At 39.3% G+C, this 18,729-nt stretch carries 16 protein-coding genes and 1 pseudogene; 5 read left to right on the top strand and 12 right to left on the bottom strand.

The features are described from left to right. Positions 1-186: 186 nt before the first annotated feature. The 5 genes and pseudogenes from RMX89_RS21680 to RMX89_RS21665 form a co-directional block, all read right to left on the bottom strand. On the bottom strand, positions 187-1,230 hold the full coding sequence (locus RMX89_RS21680; protein ID WP_322690398.1) for a 1,9-bis(guanidino)-5-aza-nonane synthase: 1,044 nt from the start codon (positions 1,228-1,230) through the stop codon (positions 187-189). A 250-nt stretch (positions 1,231-1,480) separates the two neighbouring features. Further along, entirely contained in the window at positions 1,481-2,731 is a 1,251-nt protein-coding gene (gene rocD / locus RMX89_RS21675; RefSeq protein WP_322690397.1) for an ornithine--oxo-acid transaminase, read from the bottom strand. A 589-nt stretch (positions 2,732-3,320) separates the two neighbouring features. Beyond that, complete coding sequence (locus RMX89_RS21670; protein ID WP_322690396.1) at positions 3,321-3,827, bottom strand: pentapeptide repeat-containing protein; 507 nt, start codon at positions 3,825-3,827, stop codon at positions 3,321-3,323. Between the two features lie 163 nt (positions 3,828-3,990). After that, a complete protein-coding gene (psb35, locus tag RMX89_RS34560) occupies positions 3,991-4,212 on the bottom strand; it encodes a photosystem II assembly protein Psb35 (RefSeq protein ID WP_322705452.1) in 222 nt (73 codons plus the stop codon). Positions 4,213-4,703: 491 nt separating this feature from the next. Beyond that, positions 4,704-4,910 (bottom strand): annotated as a pseudogene (locus tag RMX89_RS21665) (hypothetical protein); the annotation flags it as partial. Positions 4,911-5,187: 277 nt separating this feature from the next. On the opposite strand from RMX89_RS21665, the gene RMX89_RS21660 reads away from it, so the two are divergent. Next, the gene (locus RMX89_RS21660) at positions 5,188-5,481 is read left to right on the top strand and encodes a hypothetical protein (RefSeq protein ID WP_322690401.1); all 294 of its coding nucleotides are present in this window, start codon (positions 5,188-5,190) and stop codon (positions 5,479-5,481) included. Between the two features lie 452 nt (positions 5,482-5,933). Here RMX89_RS21660 and RMX89_RS21655 read toward each other — a convergent pair whose 3' ends face one another. The 4 genes from RMX89_RS21655 to RMX89_RS21640 are packed head-to-tail and all read right to left on the bottom strand — an operon-like array spanning position 5,934 to position 10,724. Then, positions 5,934-6,851: a TniQ family protein gene (locus RMX89_RS21655; RefSeq protein ID WP_322690395.1), complete on the bottom strand. Its 918-nt coding sequence runs from the start codon at positions 6,849-6,851 to the stop codon at positions 5,934-5,936. Beyond that, positions 6,841-7,143 (bottom strand): hypothetical protein, encoded by a 303-nt coding sequence (locus RMX89_RS21650; RefSeq protein WP_322690394.1) that lies wholly within the window; start codon positions 7,141-7,143, stop codon positions 6,841-6,843. The genes RMX89_RS21655 and RMX89_RS21650 overlap by 11 nt, the downstream gene beginning before the upstream one ends. A gap of 12 nt (positions 7,144-7,155) precedes the next feature. Continuing rightward, a complete protein-coding gene (locus tag RMX89_RS21645; RefSeq protein ID WP_322690393.1) occupies positions 7,156-7,956 on the bottom strand; it encodes an ATP-binding protein in 801 nt (266 codons plus the stop codon). Continuing rightward, positions 7,956-10,724 carry a DDE-type integrase/transposase/recombinase gene (locus RMX89_RS21640; RefSeq protein ID WP_322690392.1) on the bottom strand — a complete coding sequence of 923 codons (2,769 nt, stop codon included), beginning with the start codon at positions 10,722-10,724 and terminating at the stop codon, positions 7,956-7,958. The genes RMX89_RS21645 and RMX89_RS21640 overlap by 1 nt, the downstream gene beginning before the upstream one ends. A 301-nt stretch (positions 10,725-11,025) precedes the next feature. Between RMX89_RS21640 and RMX89_RS21635 the strand changes: the two genes are divergently transcribed. The 4 genes from RMX89_RS21635 (at position 11,026) to RMX89_RS21620 (ending at position 13,921) form a co-directional block, all read left to right on the top strand. Then, positions 11,026-12,039 (top strand): site-specific integrase, encoded by a 1,014-nt coding sequence (locus tag RMX89_RS21635; RefSeq protein ID WP_322690400.1) that lies wholly within the window; start codon positions 11,026-11,028, stop codon positions 12,037-12,039. A 339-nt stretch (positions 12,040-12,378) separates the two neighbouring features. Beyond that, positions 12,379-12,699, top strand: a complete 321-nt coding sequence (locus RMX89_RS21630) for a four helix bundle protein (protein WP_416211997.1) — start codon at positions 12,379-12,381, stop codon at positions 12,697-12,699. A gap of 74 nt (positions 12,700-12,773) precedes the next feature. Beyond that, positions 12,774-13,241 carry a hypothetical protein gene (locus RMX89_RS21625; protein ID WP_322690391.1) on the top strand — a complete coding sequence of 156 codons (468 nt, stop codon included), beginning with the start codon at positions 12,774-12,776 and terminating at the stop codon, positions 13,239-13,241. Between the two features lie 2 nt (positions 13,242-13,243). Further along, the gene (locus RMX89_RS21620; RefSeq protein WP_322690390.1) at positions 13,244-13,921 is read left to right on the top strand and encodes a hypothetical protein; all 678 of its coding nucleotides are present in this window, start codon (positions 13,244-13,246) and stop codon (positions 13,919-13,921) included. 313 nt (positions 13,922-14,234) lie between these two features. Here the strand turns inward: RMX89_RS21620 and RMX89_RS21615 are convergent, their stop codons facing one another. From RMX89_RS21615 to RMX89_RS21605, 3 genes are all read right to left on the bottom strand, one after another. Beyond that, on the bottom strand, positions 14,235-15,908 hold the full coding sequence (locus RMX89_RS21615) for an alpha/beta fold hydrolase (protein ID WP_322690389.1): 1,674 nt from the start codon (positions 15,906-15,908) through the stop codon (positions 14,235-14,237). Further along, complete coding sequence (gene ectB, locus RMX89_RS21610; RefSeq protein ID WP_322690388.1) at positions 15,895-17,178, bottom strand: diaminobutyrate--2-oxoglutarate transaminase; 1,284 nt, start codon at positions 17,176-17,178, stop codon at positions 15,895-15,897. The genes RMX89_RS21615 and ectB overlap by 14 nt, the downstream gene beginning before the upstream one ends. Positions 17,179-17,352: 174 nt before the next feature. Further along, a complete protein-coding gene (locus tag RMX89_RS21605; RefSeq protein ID WP_322690387.1) occupies positions 17,353-18,708 on the bottom strand; it encodes an ATP-binding cassette domain-containing protein in 1,356 nt (451 codons plus the stop codon). Positions 18,709-18,729: the final 21 nt, after the last annotated feature.

Here is an 18,729-nt window from a genome sequence, read left to right as displayed (position 1 = left end):
TCTGATTAACTCAGCCCTGCTGGGTCGTTTTGCATAGCTTAGTCTAAACTCCAGATCTAACACAAGAGATAAATACTCTCCTTCATCTTGGCAGCAAAATGAAGGAGAGTAAAGCACGCTATAGGTAATATTTTGAGATTATTGTTTGTCTGTGACAGGGGAGTAAATTTATCCCCCTGAAAATTTCTACACAGTCACTACCTTGGGTTGAGGTTTAGTGAATAACTCAGCTAAACAATGCGGTTGGCGATCGCGCCAGTTCCCCTTATGATACGCATACCCCGCGATTAACGGGAACGCCACAGTCGCCTCAGAAAATACCATCTGTTCAGTAGCTTTATCCACCTTCCCCCAAGAATGAGCCTCTTTAAGGGTAGAACCAGATAAAGCACCATCCCGCTCATCGGCGACGGTAACTTGAATTGTATACTTGTGCATACTCGTCTCAAATCCCAGCATTTCCGCAGCTACCACCGTATCCTGGGCGAAGTTTTTTGGTACACCACCACCAATCATCACCAATCCAGTGTAGTTGGAAGCCAGTTTGCACTGCGTCAACTCCCGGAAGTCTCGTACTGAGTCAATGGTTAAATGAGATTCTGGAGAATTCCATTGGTGATGCACTAAGCCAAAGCCAGCAGAACAGTCACTAAAAGCGGGGACAAAAATCGGGACTTGGTGTTGATAAGCGGCTTGCACTACAGATTGACCATAGTTACCCCGGCGTTCTAAATAAACCGCCATCTGCTCAATAAATTCCCGTGAAGAATAGGGACGCTTCTCTAAATTCTCGGCGATTTCTGCGATCGTCATGTCACACACCCGCAGTTGATCTTCATCAATATAGGTGTCATATATGCGGTCTATCCGTTCCTGTCTTAACACCTCATCATCAGCAAAGGGGTCGCCAACATAATGACGATAACCTAACGCTTCAAAGAAATCTTGGTCAACAATGTTAGCGCCAGTAGACACGATCGCATCTACCATATTGTGAGTAATTAAATCGTGGACTATTCCCTTGAGTCCAGCACTAAACAAAGACCCAGCTAAACACAGAATAATCGTACATTCTTTATCTTGCAGCATTGCGTCATAAATTTTTGCTGCCCTTCCCAAATTTCGACCTTGGAAAGCTGTCTTACTCATAGCTTCCACTAAGCCAACAACATCGAAAGCTTTGATGTCAATTGGTTGCACAGTCTGTTGCAAAAGTTCTTCACGATTCATGGTAGATTGTCCTTTTTATTGAAAATAAAAGTCATACGGTCTGCACAGCGACTACAAGGCAAGTCTTGCCAATGTACTAGGCGCTTCGCAGTGGTCGTACCAGGACAAACCAGGATCAGATTGCCGTCTTTTATTTAACTTGACGTGCAATTCCCAGATACTCATGAGTTGGATGAAACGATTGTTCAATTTTGCTACTAATGACTTCTCAAACACTACAAGTCACCCATCATACTCAATTTACGCCAAACTAACAAGTCGTTGTCAAAACTCGCTCAATTTTCTCCAACGCCCAATCTATTTCATCTTGGGAAATAACCAAGGGTGGAGCAAAGCGAATGACATTATCTCTAGTTTCTTTAGCTAATAACCCCTCTTTAGCTAAGGCTTTACAAAACCGTCTAGCACCACCAGCTTCGGGATGCAATTCCATCCCAATTAATAAGCCTTTGCCACGCACTTCCTTGATATATGGACTCTCAATTGATTGTAATTTATCTAAAAAATATTCTCCCAGTTGTAAGGCTCTATCTGGCAAATTTTCTTCTATAAGAACATCAAGTGCTGCAATTCCAATAGCCGCAGCTAAAGGATTTCCACCAAAGGTACTACCATGATCTCCTGGTTGAAATACAGCCATCACTTCGTCAGTAGAAATAAACGCAGAAATGGGATAAAATCCACCAGATAAAGCTTTTCCTACAGTTATGCCATCAGGCTTAACATTCTCATATTGATGAGCAAACATTTTACCTGTTCTTCCCAACCCAGTTTGAATTTCATCAAAAACTAGTAATACATGATGATGGCGACAGATTTGTTCTGCTTGCTTTAAAAACCCATGAGGAGGAACAATAATACCTCCCTCACCCTGAATTGGTTCTACCAAGAATGCAGCAGTATTAGGAGTAATTGCTTTTTCTAATGCTTCAGCATCACCAAAAGGGATAACTTTAAACCCAGTAGTTAAAGGCCCAAATCCATCTTGATATTGTTCTTCTGTAGAGAAACTGATTAAACTAATAGTGCGTCCAGAAAAATTATTACTACAAACAATAATTTCTGCTTGATTTTCTGGTACACCTTTTACTTTATAAGCCCATTTACGAATGGCTTTGATAGCCGTTTCCACAGCTTCTGCTCCCGAATTCATGGGTAGCACTTTAGGTAAACCAGAAATCTCAGAAAGCTTCTCATAAAATTTTCCCAATTGGTCATTGCGAAAAGCCCTGGAAGTTAGTGTAACTTTCTCGGCTTGCTCAATCATGGCTGCAAGAATTTTGGGATGACAATGACCCTGATTTAATGCTGAATAAGCTGAAAGAAAATCTAGATATTTTTTACCTTCTATATCCCATATCCACACTCCTTGCCCTTTAGTAATGACTACATCTAAAGGATGATAATTATCAGCACCATATTGCTGTTCTAGTTCAATATAATCCTGGGTATTCATAGTGTTGAGGTTGGGAATTCCCAGAGTTACGTTTGCTGCTTGCATATTTACTCCTGATAGTTTTGAAAGGTTGAAATAAAACTAGAAAATATCTGAAAGACTACCAATTGAATGAGACATTCAACAGTATGAGCAGAAGAGAGAAAAATCCCGATCAGTTCTTCGTTTTATAGTTCCCAATTGCAGGACACTATTTACAATGAGAGCAATACTGCAACTCCCTTTTCTTAGGTCTGCATATCAAAGATATACGCAACTTTGATACTGATGGATTTTTTCTAAATATTTAAATAGCCGATAATTATTGACCAGCCATTTCCTTTTCTTCCAGATACGCAACTTGTGTAGGACTTCTGCCTACTTTTAGTGAAGAAAACCAGTTGCCCACTCTGTCTGAATGTAAAATTTTGCTGGCATAATAACCAAGGGTGTAAACTGCAATCTTTTTAATGGTACTTTTATTTCTATCCGCAATTCACAGATAAAAAATAAAAGTTGATAAACAGGCGCTGGGTATTCTAACTTAGAGACTTTTGTCTCGTTTACAGGTGTACCAAAGTGCCGGATTTATACTCTTGTTTTTACCTTACTTCTGATAGATAGCCTACAGAAGTTAAAGGCATAACTTAGTATATCACTGTTTGACATGAGAGCAATTATAAAATCCATTCTTTGTCCAAATTTTTAGACAAATACCTGTTTTTTTCCACAAACTCATTTTGCTGTATACTTTTCCATCTGACATAATAGCATCAGTTATAATAACCTGCTCAAGGTTGCTTGAAATTAGATATTTTGCTCCGGTTAAATTGGCTTTTGTGAGGTTAGCTTTAGTGAAATTCGTCTGATTTAGATTGGTCTGACTCAAATTAGCTAAAGTCAGATAAGCTGATGTGAAGTTAGCATAGCTCAAATCTGCCTGAGTTAGATTTGCTAATATCAAAAAAGATTCTTTGAAGCAAGTTCCACGCAGATCAGCTTCATTCAGATTAACATGCATCAAAGAAGCCTTACTTAAGTCAGCCCAACTAAGGTTTACTCCTCTCAAATTCACCCCTCTCATGTATATTCCTTGAAGGTTTACCCCACAGAAATTACGTTGTCCTGCTGCATACCTCTGCAATACTTCTTCTGCTTCCATGCTTATATTCTCCTTTGTTAACTTTCTTTAGGTAGCAGAATGCTAACAAAGACATCTGAAATTAAACAATTTTAGATAAATTATGATGACGGTTTTGTAAGATTTTTACTTAGGGTTAATTTACTTAATTTCATAAATAAACTTTCATCTAACTATCTCAGTTCTAATTATCCGATGACTTCTGTTTATTGAGATTTTTTGTAAGTTGTACAATCCAGTTTGGAGTCTCTGCATTTTCCCACCCAGCAGGCCGTTTTGAAATATACCAACCAATTGAACCAACAATTGTAGCTAGTAGAAAGCCACCAAGTATTATTGCCAGCAAAGAAATTTGGATATATCTTGTATATGTAGGATTAGTTGCTATCTCGATGAGGACTAACATTTAAGATTTCATCTCCTGTAAATACACCCACTCTAACAATATAAAATTAAGAAATGCTGGTTAGTCTTTACTAGTAATGACTAAAAAGGAATTTCTTTCTTAATTCAAAATATTTTAGTAAAAAAATTAAGAATATTTTTTTAAATATTCTTAACTCGCTATAAAAAATTATTCTTTTACATTACTACCCAAACTATCAAATACAGATTAGCATTGAATTCCCAAACTCTCAATGCTGGGGTGGGGGATGAAAAGGTGAAAGATTATTTCAGTGCCTATGCCAGCAAAAAAATAAACAACCAGAAAAATCCAGCCATCCCCCAAAAAATAACGATAATCATTGAGTCAGAGAAGATAGTGAAATTACTGCATACTCTTACACTGAGTCTCAACGGATCACTTTTATGCTTCAGTCCTGAGTATGTCTTTCAAGGTATCTTATTGCAATGGCACGCTTGAAAAGGGACAATCGTTGAGGCAGCAGTGGTGCAGAGGATCTCTTGAGCAGGGGAGAAAGAAGAAGTTTTAGGTAATGCTTCTTCGCCATCACTAGCTGTAACTACGCTGTAGCCAATCATTTCTAACCGCGTCTGTAAAATCCGCCGGATGCTGGCTTCGTCATCTACTACTAAGATTGTGCCTTTATCAGCTGATAAGTTTCTCAACGCTATTCCTCCACAGCGAGAACTCTCAACCATCTATTATCTGCTCATTAGGAGTCAAAACCGCAAAACAATCTTGAAGTACAGTCATGAGTCAAGAAGCGATCGCTTAATACTTGCATCTGTACAACAGATTATGCTGGGGCATCTACCCGAAAAAGAAATTTGTACTCAATTGGTAAATTCTTCAGCAAGAGACTCGTATTTTCCATCGATTTGGTGTACCTTGTTATTTCTGTGCAATTATTAATACCTAGCCTCTCCCAAATTTACCCATCCAAATTTTGAGCCAATGCCTTTGAAGGAACAGCCAATGAAAACTTCTAATGATACAGATACTAAGAAGATCATCAAAAAATCCGACAAGCTTACCCTGAGACAGATGAAGTTAATCGAAGAAGCAGAAGACCAACTTCTTCAAACTAATACTGTCAATTCTCCAGCCCCTGTGGTTGAGGTTGAAGAGAAACCAGTAGCGATTTCAGAGCCTAGAGTTCCTGACTATGTTCCATTCCTTGACAATCCTCCAGTACAATCGGTGGGCAATTCCGGCTGGCAGGTTTCTGATGTCTGGCGGGATATTCGCGTGGATAGCTTCTCGAATTAAACCGGAACTAAAACAACCGCCTGAGCAACTTTGTAAACTATCTTTGCACCAAGTCAAAGCTATAGTTGCATTGTGCTTATAATAAATTACGGCTAACTATAACTGGAAGTTAGCACCCTGTAAATGGTTATCGCTTGGATTACGCATCAAAGGCGATACCAAGACAAGCAAAATTTATCGGCAGCGTAATAGTTTCTATTCCGTTGCCAACATGCACCCTCCGCGATCGCATGTTGGTGAAAGTGTTGTGTATCAAGGAAAGTGGTTTTTATCGGAGTTTTTGGCGGATAAAAGATAAAAGGGTTAATTATTTTGTATTCCCCCGCGATCGTGTATACTGTCACTGTAAGCATAAGTTGAGCAAGTTGCTCACTTTATGGTTTCAAAGTGGGTTGCTCGACTTATGCTTACAAAAGGAAGGAGTAGCACCGTCCAGTAGCTCTGGTGTGGGTTCAACTTAGTACGCTCGGTATAATTGAGAGACTTTCCAAACCCTCAACAGGGTTAATTCCAAGCTTGTAACACCACCTTAAAAACTTAGTGAGAGTAGGTTTTCGCCGATATTTGACTAGCGGGGTATATTGAGAAAAAGAAGTCGAACTAAGCGTTGGCATAGCGGCAAAAATCTGTCCGACAGATTGAGCAGCCCACTTTTCCCAATCAAACCGGGACTCCCGAGAAAAAGAAGTATTGTCTACAAACCGACCGAGCCATGCATTACACGCAGAACAATAGCCAAGAGAATGGCAGTCCAGATTGAGAAATTGTTGAAAGCAACCACAGTACAAGCACCGCAGTTGTAGGTAACGTTGGTGAACTGGACAAACAGTTACACCTTCTATTGTCCACAACAAAGGGTTATAGATAGGTAAATCAGCTTCGCGCCAGTCTTGATAGCAACCAGAACACCAACGTTGTTCAGTATGGAAAATATGATTGAAGTTAAGCTGCCAGGAGTGGCATTGAAGTAAAGTCAGAAAACTCAGATCAAGCCTAGCAGTTAATTTCTCAACGATGGCAACCAGCTTTTCAACATGTTGCGTTCGGTCTAACCAAAATTTAGCAGACTGCTGTTGTAAAAGTGCAGGCTCTCGATGCCAAGCATTGATGAGCATTTTGATAGCATCATCAGCTTTCAAGAAATCGGGTGGTTGGTTGCTCTGAATAAATAACGGCGTAATTTTATAGCGAATTAAACTAGCAATCGAGACACCATGTGCAGCAGCCAAGCGCTGTAAGTAACTAGTAAAACTTTCAACTGTGGGTGTACCAAAACCTATTGGTTTAAGAGAATAAAGATGGCTGCGTTTTGGAAGTTGGTTCATCGTTAAGTCCCACGACTCATAATTAGCCAAACTTTCAACCGACATTTTCACCACCTCCAACAGGACGACGTTGAGGTTTAGTATTACCAGTAGTAGAGCGACGAGATTTAGTATTGGTTGTATTGGTTGTCTGGGACGTGCTATGTGTAGCTGACCCATGATGAGATTCTAAACCTAAAGCAATTCTCAAAGCCGAACTATCTGGGGTAAACTCAAGTTGCTTTTCTCCTAATCGTGTTTCGTTGAAGATAATCATGCATTGTTCATGAGAGTAAGCAGAAGATTTTAAATGCGACAGAGTGAGAGTTTTAGCTCCATCCAATAACGCCGTTGCCAATGCTTGAGATAACTAATCTTTGAGAATACCGACACAACCGAAACTGCGTTCGTAGCAAAAATCCCAGTATTTAAGTAAATCAGGCTCTTCTTCAAAAGGTAAATGACGTTGAAAAGTTTGAACAACACCTCTGAAAGCTTTTAAATCTTCTTCATTCTCGACTTTGTATCGCTCAAAATGAATATCCAGGCTGCGCCTGCACAACTGGGCACTCAAGTTACGAAGTATCAACAAGTCATAAGTACCTGCCAGTACGAATTTGACTTGAGTAAGGTTTGCTAGGGACTTAATACAGTCTGTCTGGTCGCGTAATTTTCGACCACTGGCAACTTTACTGAGATTTTGTGCTTCATCAAGGCAAAAAACTTTCAGACGACGATGTTTAAGAGCAGCTTCTAAGGATGTTTTCAACTTCAAATTAGTAATTCGACCACAACTAGGTAACTGAATGCAAGGGTCTTGGAGAACGCCCAAAGCACGTAGATAAAAATCTTTCCAATCAAAATTACTAAATTCCGGGGTAGCAACTTCGATATTAGCAATAGGAATAAAACCTTTATCTAGTTCCATTTCTTTGTGAAAAGAAGCTAGTAACCTTTGTGTGATGCGACGTAATAAGGTGGTTTTCCCTACACCTGTTGGACCAAATAAAAAGATTAAAGAAAAAAATCCTGGGTCATCAATTGCATTTTTGAGTTTCTCTGCTGCTATTAATAATTTGGGGTGCGCCATTGTATATTGCTGGAAATAAGAAATTCTGTCAGCAATAGGTAGAGTTAGTAATTCTTGAGGAAAGCTATAATCATGTGCCATTAGAACTCTCCATAATATTCAAGGGTTTCCGTGCTATATGCAGTCAAATTGCTGATAATTTCACAATTTTTACCTTCATTGGTCGAGTCATCTCTTGGACAATCATTATTTTCCTCTACGGCAAATTCTGCCAAATTTAACTTTGGTTCCAGGATCAAATTATTTTGAATAATTTTGTGAACTTTGTCATGTTCAGTATCGCGCAATCGTTGTTTCAGGATAGCGCCTTCTTGAGCAAATTTTGAGTTTAAAAATTCTACTAATTCCCGATCATTTATTGTTAACTTACGTCCGTAATTGCGTTGGCGCTGATTAAGTTCTGCACTCGCCAGCCGAATTTCTTTTTCGGAACGTCCTTGGAAGTATTGATAGTAAGAAGAAATGCATTTTACCCACTGTCCTTGTGCTAGTGCATAGGCAATTCCTGCATTCCAAGGGTCATAACGAACCCACAGCATTGATTTTTCGATTTCTGGATCGCGGAATACATCTGCCCAGTAATAAATATTGTGTATTTTGACACCCTTTCCTGGCTGAACTTTACGCTTTCGTTGATCTGGTGCTGGTAGAGTTAGAATCTGGAATAATTCGTCATATGCTACTCTTCGGTGTAAGCGACTTCCACCTGTTGCTAATCCGGTAACAAAAGCATCGCACGGACTAGTACCTAATGCCGGATGTAATCGTTGATCATAAACAGAATATGCCCATTCGCAAAAAGCACAGTACAGTTCTTCTAGTGTCCAAATTGCTAATCTTTCTGGACTGACAGATTTGGTGACTTTACGGTGAAGGCGTTTGATTTGGGTGTTACCTTGCAACTCATGAATAAACTGCGTGTTGGCAGTCCCAAATAGTCTTTCAACAATTGAACCAAACCGAGCATGTGCTGGCGGTCGATACTTCAGCGTGCAAGTATAAGATGCCAATAATTGTTCAAAATAATGACTGTGAAACTCTTTTCCATTATCTACAACAATATTTTGCGGAAACCGTCCAAATCTAGCAACGCATATGCGAATTACCATCATACAATCACGGTAGCTTGGCTCATCGAAGGTCAGATAAACTGATAAAATTCTTCGACTATATGCATCAACCATGAAGGTTGCCCAAGGACGACCCAAATTGTGATGAATTGAGTTGTTTCTAGCAATATGACAATTAGTTAGAGCTTCCAACGAACTGACTAATTCAATGTCAATTTGAGTATGATCAATGTGGACAATCTCAAAAGGGCGACTGCCATGCCGTGGAGTAGTTTGCTTTAATTCCCAATAAAATGGTTCTTCGGAAATAGCCGCTCGATTACCAAGACGTTTTCTGGTTTGATGATGGCCGCTTCGCTGTTTGATAGCTTGACAAAATGTGATTCTCGATGGTGGTTTAAATGGGGGGTCATGGGTTTGGCAAGCTAAAACAAATGATTCATAAACCCGTATTTTTCTGCGTTGTTTGGGTGTTTCATAATGCTCTAGTATAAAATCGAGCATAAATTCTTGGGTTTGAGAATCAATTTTTGGAGTCCGATTGCCTTTATTGTTATGTTTAGGCAGTAATCCCAGATATCCCTGTCCATAAATGAGTAAAGCTTTTTGGTACTGAGTGCGCCAACGACGGATTGTGCTGCTTGGATATGCTTTCAGAGCATCTTCTAAGTATGGTTGTATTAAATTGTAGCGACGGTTGGCTTCGATAATATCTTCACAAGTTGCGTGTTTAATAATTTCTGCCGCTGCTGTTTTAATATTTGAGGTTTGTGTTGTCTTATCTCCCACAATTTTCCCTGTATCAATCAATGCTGTAAATGCTAAATTTGGTAGTTCTATAAGTTTGCCATCTGCACGTAATAATCCAGTAGTGGTCGTCCCAGTATTTACTATCTCCCATGACTCTCCATCCCAATAAATATTAGTACCTACTGCTATTTGGAGTAATATTTGATTACTAGTTTGGGTTGTAGATTCTATTGAGTTAAGATGCTCATAAGATAAAGCAACATTTTGGTTAATAAATACGAATACTGTTTCCGGTTGCGAAAGTTTAACTTTATTAAGTTCTACGTAAAGTTTATCTGTAGCAATTAACCAATAAAGTACATCAGGATTTATTTCTTCATTTTTTAACAGTTCTGTCAGGCTGATTCCTAGATGATTGTTTACTGTGTTTACAATCAAACTTTGCTCGTTTTCGTCTATAATTTCTGATGAGTATCCGAAATAATCTAACAGCCAAATTAGATTTTGTTGGAAGTTCCAATTAATTAGAGCATCTGACCATACATAAAAGTCCAAACCATGACCATGAGCGTATTCTTCACCTGGGGGACAATGCCATTTGCCATCTGAGTTTTTGCAATAGCGATTTGGATTCAATTCGTTCAGCTTGTTAAGTTCAAGTTCTGTTTTGCATTCCTCCCAAAAAGCTGAATCTGTCCGAATTATAAAGAAATCGGGTGTATACTGGTGTCTATTTTTTCGCCCGCTTTTGCTTTGATAGACTAATTCTATTGCTGGCGGTTGGTCGTAATATTCGAGTACGCATGGGTCATGTTCTAGTTCATAAATACGTGCTAATTCGTTATGATGGCTCTCGAATTGAATAGTACATCCCATTTTTCGACTGGGGTAACTGCCACAAACGTTTTTCCTTGCCCCTGTTACTCGACGAGATGGGTTGCTGCTGCGAATCTCCTCAATGATTGCCTGCCCTGCTTGACTGAGGTCTTGTTGACGGCACCAGTTGTTAAATTCAAGGTTGTCAAGCATAATTCTTGGTTAGGAGAGAGTGTTGCGATCAATTAGTCTCTCCTACTCTTTATCTCAGCACAAGGCTGTATATTTATGAACAAAGTGTTGAAAATGTTTGCTCAACTTATACTTTCTCAATCATATTTTTGCTCAACTTATCCTTTCAAAACTCCTATATTTATTTTTTCCTTCTGACATGGTTAATACGGTTTCAAGCAATCTGTTGCTCAACTTATGCTTTCAAAGTTGCTCATTTTATCCTTACAGTGACATATACTGAATTTTTAAATTCAGAGCCACCGAGTGCGATCGCATAATTATTGTGAATAACCCTGAACTAAATAATTTACCTCCGATTAAACTCATTCCTCTGAACGCTGAAACAGCATTGCTGACTGGGCGCACGGCTAGTACAAGACCACCAACCGATATTCGGTGGGTAAAGGTGCTAGAGTTTTTACGCAGCAACAACCTTGCACTCAATAGCCGCAAGCTTTATGAGCGCGAACTGAAGCGGTTTTTGACTTGGAGTGAGCTGCACTATCATGAGCTACGCCCGCGTCACTTCGCACTATATAAAGAGTATCTGCGGGATGAAATACGGACTGATGTTGGTAAACCGCTTTCAAAAAGCAGCATCAATGCGGGGATTGCGGCACTCAAAAGCTTTTTTAAATGGATGTGCTATACGTATCCTGACATTATTGCTACTAATCCCACACTGGGGATTAAACTGGAAAAAGTGCCACTGCCACCAGCCCAGAGTTTAACTCCAGAAGAGATGGAACAGGTTTGGTCAGCGCTGGAATTGTTGGGAGAAACAAAGCAACGCGATACAGCACTGGTTCACATTCTCAGTCATGGACTCCGGGCAGGGGAAGTTGTACAGCTAAATGTTGGCTCATTTGATGGCAAGCTCCTGTTTTTACCGGACACCAAAACCAATGAACCACGCTTGGTTCCACTGCGAAAAGAAAGCCGAGAAGTCGTGGCAGATTATTTACAATTACGCTCACAGCAAGGAGAGGTGTTAAACAGCCTTAGTCCACTGATGATTTCACACCATGCTTCATACAAAGGTGAACGCTTAAGTTATCACGGCATTTACTTCGCTGTGGAAAAAATCGGTGAAATAGCTCACATTGAGGATTTGCACCCTCACTCCTTTCGTCACACCTACGCTACTGACTTATTGCTATTGGGAGTTGACCCCAGCCATGCACGAAAGTTAACAGGGCATCAAAGCGAGAAAGCGTTTCGACGGTATACACTTCGCAGTGAACAAGAAGCGGCGATCGCTGCTTACTATCGTGCGATTGGAGAGGAAGAATAAAAGGGTGTGGGGTGTAGGGTGTAGTTGATCTTATTGAACGAATGCAAAATTTAATATAGTCTTCTTATTAAATAAATTATGAATGATAAATCCTCAACAAGAAGGGTGTGGGGTATGGGGTGTAGGGTGTAGGGAAGATCAGTATTGGCTCTGAATCCACCACTGATTTAAGACCACTGAATCTCTGATTCATTGTTGGCTCTGTACCCCTTTATTTCGGGAATAGAGTGTCCCCAACGACAGGATTTTCCTTTTCTCCCTAAACCCTACACCCTACCCCCTACACCCTAGTTTTGGTCAATACAGTCGTATCAAGACTTAAAAGTTTGGCAAGAAGCTATGAATTTAGCAGAAGAATGTTATAAAGTCACAAAACAATTTCCTAAAGAAGAAACATACAGTATTATATCACAAATTAGGAGAGCTTCTGTTTCGGTTCCAGCTAATATTGCAGGGGGCTATGGTAGAAGAACAAGAGGTGAATATATTCAATTTCTATACATAGCTCAAGGTTCGCTTAAAGAACTTGAAACTCATCTTTTACTTTCAATTCGTGTAGCATTAGTTGTTGCTGAAGTGATAAATCCGGTTATTAATCAGTGTAAATTAGTTGGCAAAATTCTACTGGGTTTAATTCGATCTCTTGAAAGTAGAGCATAGCAGGGTGTGATTATTTTTCATCGCCTACACCCTACACCCTACACCCTACACCCCACATCCCACACCCTCACTCTATGCCTAAGCCACTCGATCCCAAATGTCAGCTATGCTCCAAACTACCAACAACTCAAGCAAAACTACTGCATGGGCCACAAGGGGACGGGTGTTGGAATCCCAAAGTCTGTCATAATCGCCGTTCGTTTTACCGCCACCGCTCCCAGAATAATTCAGCAGAAATTGATGCGATCGCAGTCGAACCCCCAGCAACATATTTTGCAGTGCTGTATTTGTATAAAGAACCAGGGGATAAGCCATTGCACGCCTTGGGTGCAGAACTCTGGTTGGGGCAAAAGCCTATTTGTCGCTTAGAACCAATTCACTGCTTTGGACTAACGGCTGGCAAGATCCGCGCCTATACAGATCAGGTGTTACAGGCGTTTGCAAAACAATATGCTATCTCACTATATCAATATAAGGATATGTTTGAGGTTAACCCAACCCACTGCCCTGTGCGACCCTGCCCCTTAAATCCAGATTTATAGTTATGACTACCTATCGTCAATTAACAATCTGGGATGTGCTTGATGAGTTGTCCGAATCTCCAACGACATCAACACTAGCACCGATGTGGGAATGTTTAGATGCGGAGCTTGAAAAATTACCCTTGGAGGCACAGTTATCAACCGCAGCGCTTGCCTTCAGTCAAATTGCGGATATTCTTAAGTCTCGTGCCGAAGTGCTGTTGCAAGATACTCGCGATCGCAATAACCCAAAGGGGCCAATTATTAGCACCGATCTCTTTGCTGGTCTAGTGCGGACAACAATGCACCTAGATTTAGATGATTTGATTGAACCGAAAACACCACAAACCTTTAGACCACATGGCCCACACCAATTTTCATCTCCTACTGAGTTGGATAATTCTGTAGCAGCACCTGTTGAAAAAGCGAATGTTTTGGCAATGCTTGATGAGGTGACAACTTTAGAAGATGTCCGCAATTTGGCATCAGATGAGGATGTGGAAAAATGGCAGAGCGCGATCGCTAACCATCTGATAAATGTCAAAGATGAAATTTCTTTAGTTAAACTGCAACGTGTGTTGCAAATGCCGATGGTAGAAGTCTGGTTGGGATTATTGCTGGGTGGGTTTACATTAGAACAGCGCGGTGATTTTTATCACAACCAAAATGTCTGGGTGAAAAGCTTTCCTTCCTACGACTAACAAGTAAATCAGGGAAACAATTTGAAGGGTTTTTACTAAAGCGACCTCTTGCAGATATCTGGAAGCGATCAGCCATATTCAAGGGGAGCAACGCGATTTTGTGAAGTCGGATAAAAACAAGTGATTGCTAACAACTTTCTTTAGTAATAAAGATAACAAGTTGCTCAGAATGGCTCATTGGGTCATCTTACCGCATTGTCAGTTCCTTCTCCCCCGAAAAAAATCGCTTTCCAAGCTTACTTCTTTGGGACGTATTCATGCCGTTTCTACAGTCCTTAAAGCCTCGCAAATTGGCAACGGTATTGTTGATTGCTCATCTTTCTTGCGGTATTTCTAGAAACGTTTCTAGTGCTTTTATCAGATTTTTGATTAAGGGAGTTTGGACTATGGTGTAATGATTACCAGGAATCGTACAGGTTTTCAGATCATTGATAATAGTGCTCCAACCGGAATTTGAATCTTGAACCTTACACTGATTGTTTTCACTAGCACATATTAATAAAGCTTTGGCAGGGTAAGTTTTTAGTTGGTAATGACGGCAAGCCATGAAATTTGTACAGAAAACATTCCATAATCTTTGTGCCTGCTGTATTCCCATATCACTAGGTAGGATGCCGAGTTGTTGCACCTTTTCAAGTAAGAGGTTTAATTGATCTAGAGGGTCTAGTTGATGCAGTTCCTCCAATGCAATCGCTAGTTCTTTGCCATAAAGTCCACTTAACTCTTCAATCAGCATCGTCATGAGCATATCCCGATCGATGTCCTCATTTCGATCGACTGCCGTTGGTGGATAACTATCAATTAAAACTAAGGAAGCAACTTGATACCCACTAGCTAATAACTGCTGCGCCATCTCAAAAGCGATGATACCACCACTGCACCAACCAACCAGATAGTAAGGTTCTTGGGGCTGAACTTGCCGTATAGCCTTAATATACTCATCCGCCATCTCCTCGACGCTGGTTAATGGTTGGCGATCGCTCTCAAGACCAAGTGCTTGCAATCCATATACTGGACGAGTGGGGGATAGTTGCCGAGCGATTTCCACATAGCAAAAGACATGACCGCCGCCAGGATGAATACAGAATAGGGGAGGAAGAGAACCTTGGGGCTGAATAGGGATTAGGGGAGAACCTGTGGAAACTATGATTGGAGCTTGCAGAAGGCTAGCTAGCTGTTCAATGGTTGGCGATTGAAAAAGTGTTGCTAAGGGCAGGTTTTTTTGAAACTTTTGCCCGATTTTGGTCATGAGGCGAACTGCAAGCAGAGAATGCCCACCTAAGTCAAAGAAATTATCCCTGATGCCAATGCGATCAACATCTAGCACCTCTGACCAAATCTGTGCAAGTTGGAGTTCTACAATATTACGGGGAGGAATAAACTCACTCGCTTGCTTAGTAGAATGGCTTGGGGGTGGTAATGCTTGACGATTAATTTTCCCGTTGGGAGTTAAGGGCATTTCTTCTAACATTATAAAGCTCGATGGCACCATGTAATTAGGCAGCTTTTGTTTGAGAAATTGGCACAGTTGCGATTCCTCCAAGCAATATTTTTTTGAAACTACATAGGCCACAAGTTGCTCTAGCTTAGAGGGAGTTTGCCAGACAATCACTAAAGCTTGTTGAATTTGGAGATGGGAAACAAGAGTTGCTTCAATTTCTGCCAATTCAATCCGAAAACCCCGAATTTTTACTTGATGATCGCACCGGCCTACATATTCAATGTTGCCGTCAGGAAGGTAGCGAGCTAGATCCCCTGTTTTGTAGAGATGCTCATCTGTTTTTTTGCTAAAAGGGTTAAGAATAAACTTCTCTTGGGTTAGTTCGGGACGATTATGATAGCCTCTACCTACACCATATCCACCGACATAAAGCTCGCCAACAACACCAATTGGAACTGGTTGTAGATATTGATTGAGAATATAAATTTGAGTATTAGCGATCGGTCGTCCAATTGGAACCGTTTTAGCTATGCTAGTGCTTTTCATACCCTGATAAACTAAGATTACTTGCTAAAGAATAATCAATTGATTCTTCTATAATGGCTAATCCTTTGTATAAAGCCTCATAACTGATTGTCAGAGGTGGCAACAGTTTGAGAACTTCGTTATGTGAACCAGCAGTTTCGAGAATCAATCCTCGCTGGAAAGCGGTTTGTCTAATTTTGGAGGCAATTTCAGTTGACTGACAAGCAATTCCTTGAATCATGCCTCGATCCCGATGTTTGCCATGAAGTGCCGGAAATAAGTCTACTATTTCTTGTAGCTTTTGGGATAATATGCTTGCCTTTTGGTTAGTTTCTATCAATAATTCATTATTTTGCCAATATTCAAGAATAGCAGCCCTAGCTGTCACAAAAGCTAGATTGTTGCCGCGAAAAGTACCGTTATGTTCTCCAGGTTCCCAACAATCCAATTGAGGACGAATCAAGAGTAAAGACATTGGGGTTCCATAGCCACTAATTGACTTCGATAAGCAGACTAAATCTGGCTTTAATCCAAACTGTTCAAAGCTGAAAAAGGTTCCAGTTCTGCCACACCCCACTTGAATATCATCAACGATAAGTAAGATATCTTGCTTTTGAGTTTGCTGCCAAAGCTGTTTTAACCATGATGCACTAGCAACATTAATACCACCTTCGGCTTGAACAATTTCTAAAATGACTGCCGCTGGTTTTTCACCAAGAGAGTTTAATTGCTCAAAAAATTTATCTAATGAGTCTATTTCTTGTTCATTTTCACAATGTTGGTTATTAAACGGAATTGAATAAGAATTTCTAAGGGGAACACCTGAAGCATTTCTATATTTTTGATTATCAGTAACTGAAAGTGAGCCAAGTGTAACTCCATGAAAACTATTTTTACAATGAACAATAGTTGGTCTTCCTTTAACCTTGCGTGCTAGTTTTAAAGCTGCTTCAACAGCATTTGTACCCGTTGGACCTGGAAACATTACTTTATACTCTAGGTTTCTAGATTTAAGAATCGTTTCTTCAAAAGCTTCTAGAAACTGACCTTTAGCCTGGGTATACATATCTAGACTATGGGTAATACCATTCCCTTGAATATAGTTGATAAGATATTGTTTAAATTTTGGATTGTTATGTCCGTAATTTAACGCTCCAGCACCACAGAAAAAGTCAATATAGCTATTGCCTTTATCGTCAAATATTTCATGTTCTATAGCTTTGACAAAGACTGTAGAAAAATCTCTACAATAACTCCAAACATTTGATTTTATACGTGTAAAAATATTCATTTTTTATTATTTAAATGGCGAAGTATTTAACTTGCATATTTTTGATTTTGAAAAAAATCGTTGATGTTATTTTGATTATTATTTCACTACCTGAACCGATTATTAAATACTAAAATAGTCAAATGACTTTAAAAACTAGATAAATTTTTCAACTATTTTCGATATTTTTAAAACCTAACTTTCAAAGAACTCTTCCTCTCTCCATAAAGATATTTGTTGGATATATAAAATACTTGTTTCCAGGATAACCCCCAATGATTTAGTCAATAAAAAAATTTTTTGCTCATCTTCACTATCAAAAGGTATATCACCAGCTTTATTTAGAATTTGAGCTACGGCGAATACCTCCTGCTGAGAATTAAATATTGGTAAACATAGAATATTTTTTGTCTTAAAACCAGTTTCCAGATCAATTTTACGATTAAATCTAGGATCGTTATAAGGATCGGGAATATTAACACTTCTTCCTGTTGATGCTACATATCCAGCAATTCCAGTATTAAAAGGAATTCTGATACTAATTAATTCTCGGTTTAAACCTATAGCATTTTTAGACCAAAGTTCTTGGCGTTCGCTATCTACAATAAAAAATGTTACTTGTTCTGCTTTGATAACTTGAGCAATTTTAACTGATATAACTTTAATAATTTTATCTATTTTATTGTTAAAAGAATGGTCTTTGAATAAATTAAGTGTTTGTAATAGCTGTTTAAATTCTCGATTTAATTTATTTAGAAAATCTGCAAATTCTTGACTATTTAAATTTGCAATCATGCTATTAATTTGATTGCTTTCGATATCATTAACTGCTGACATGAAGTTACTGATATCAAGTAATAGTTCTCCCTTAGAGACGGATAAGCGACCATCCTCTAAACTAATAATGCGATCAGCAATATTAAGAATGCGATTATCGTGAGTTACTAAAACTACAGTACATCCTCGCTGTTTCGCTAATCTTTGTATGATATCAACAACATCACGCCCACTATTTTTATCTAAGGATGCTGTTGGTTCATCTGCTAGAACTATTTTGGGTTCTGTAACTAATGCTCTGGCGATCGCGACTCTTTGCTTTTGTCCTCCAGAAAGTTGATTTGGATTTCGATACATGTGTTGTTCCAATCCAACTTCTTCTAAAATCATTTCTGCTTTTCGGCGAATTTCTTTTTTAGAAAGCTCTTTATTGAGTGATAGAGAAGTTTCCACATTTTGAACAGCATTTAAAAAAGGAACTAAATTATGATCTTGAAAAATATAACCAAGTTGACGACGTAGTTGTAAAAGTTTTTGATTACTCGCTTTAAATATCTCTGTCCCTAAAATTTTAATGCTCCCTTGTTGAATAGAACGTAATCCTGCTATCAATGTCAGCAAGGTTGTTTTACCTGAACCTGATGGCCCAGCCAGAATAATTATTTCTCCTGATTTAACTGTCAGATTTATGTCGAATAAAGTCTGCTTGCGTAATGAACCTCTACCATAATAGTGGTTAACATTATCAATTTTAATAATATAAGAAGTTTCCATTGTTCGGTTATTTAGCTTTTA

The organism is Nostoc sp. DedSLP04 (genome assembly GCF_034530775.1).
In the GTDB taxonomy this organism is placed as follows: Bacteria; Cyanobacteriota; Cyanobacteriia; order Cyanobacteriales; family Nostocaceae; genus Nostoc.
This window is presented reverse-complemented; position numbering and strand designations above follow the sequence as displayed.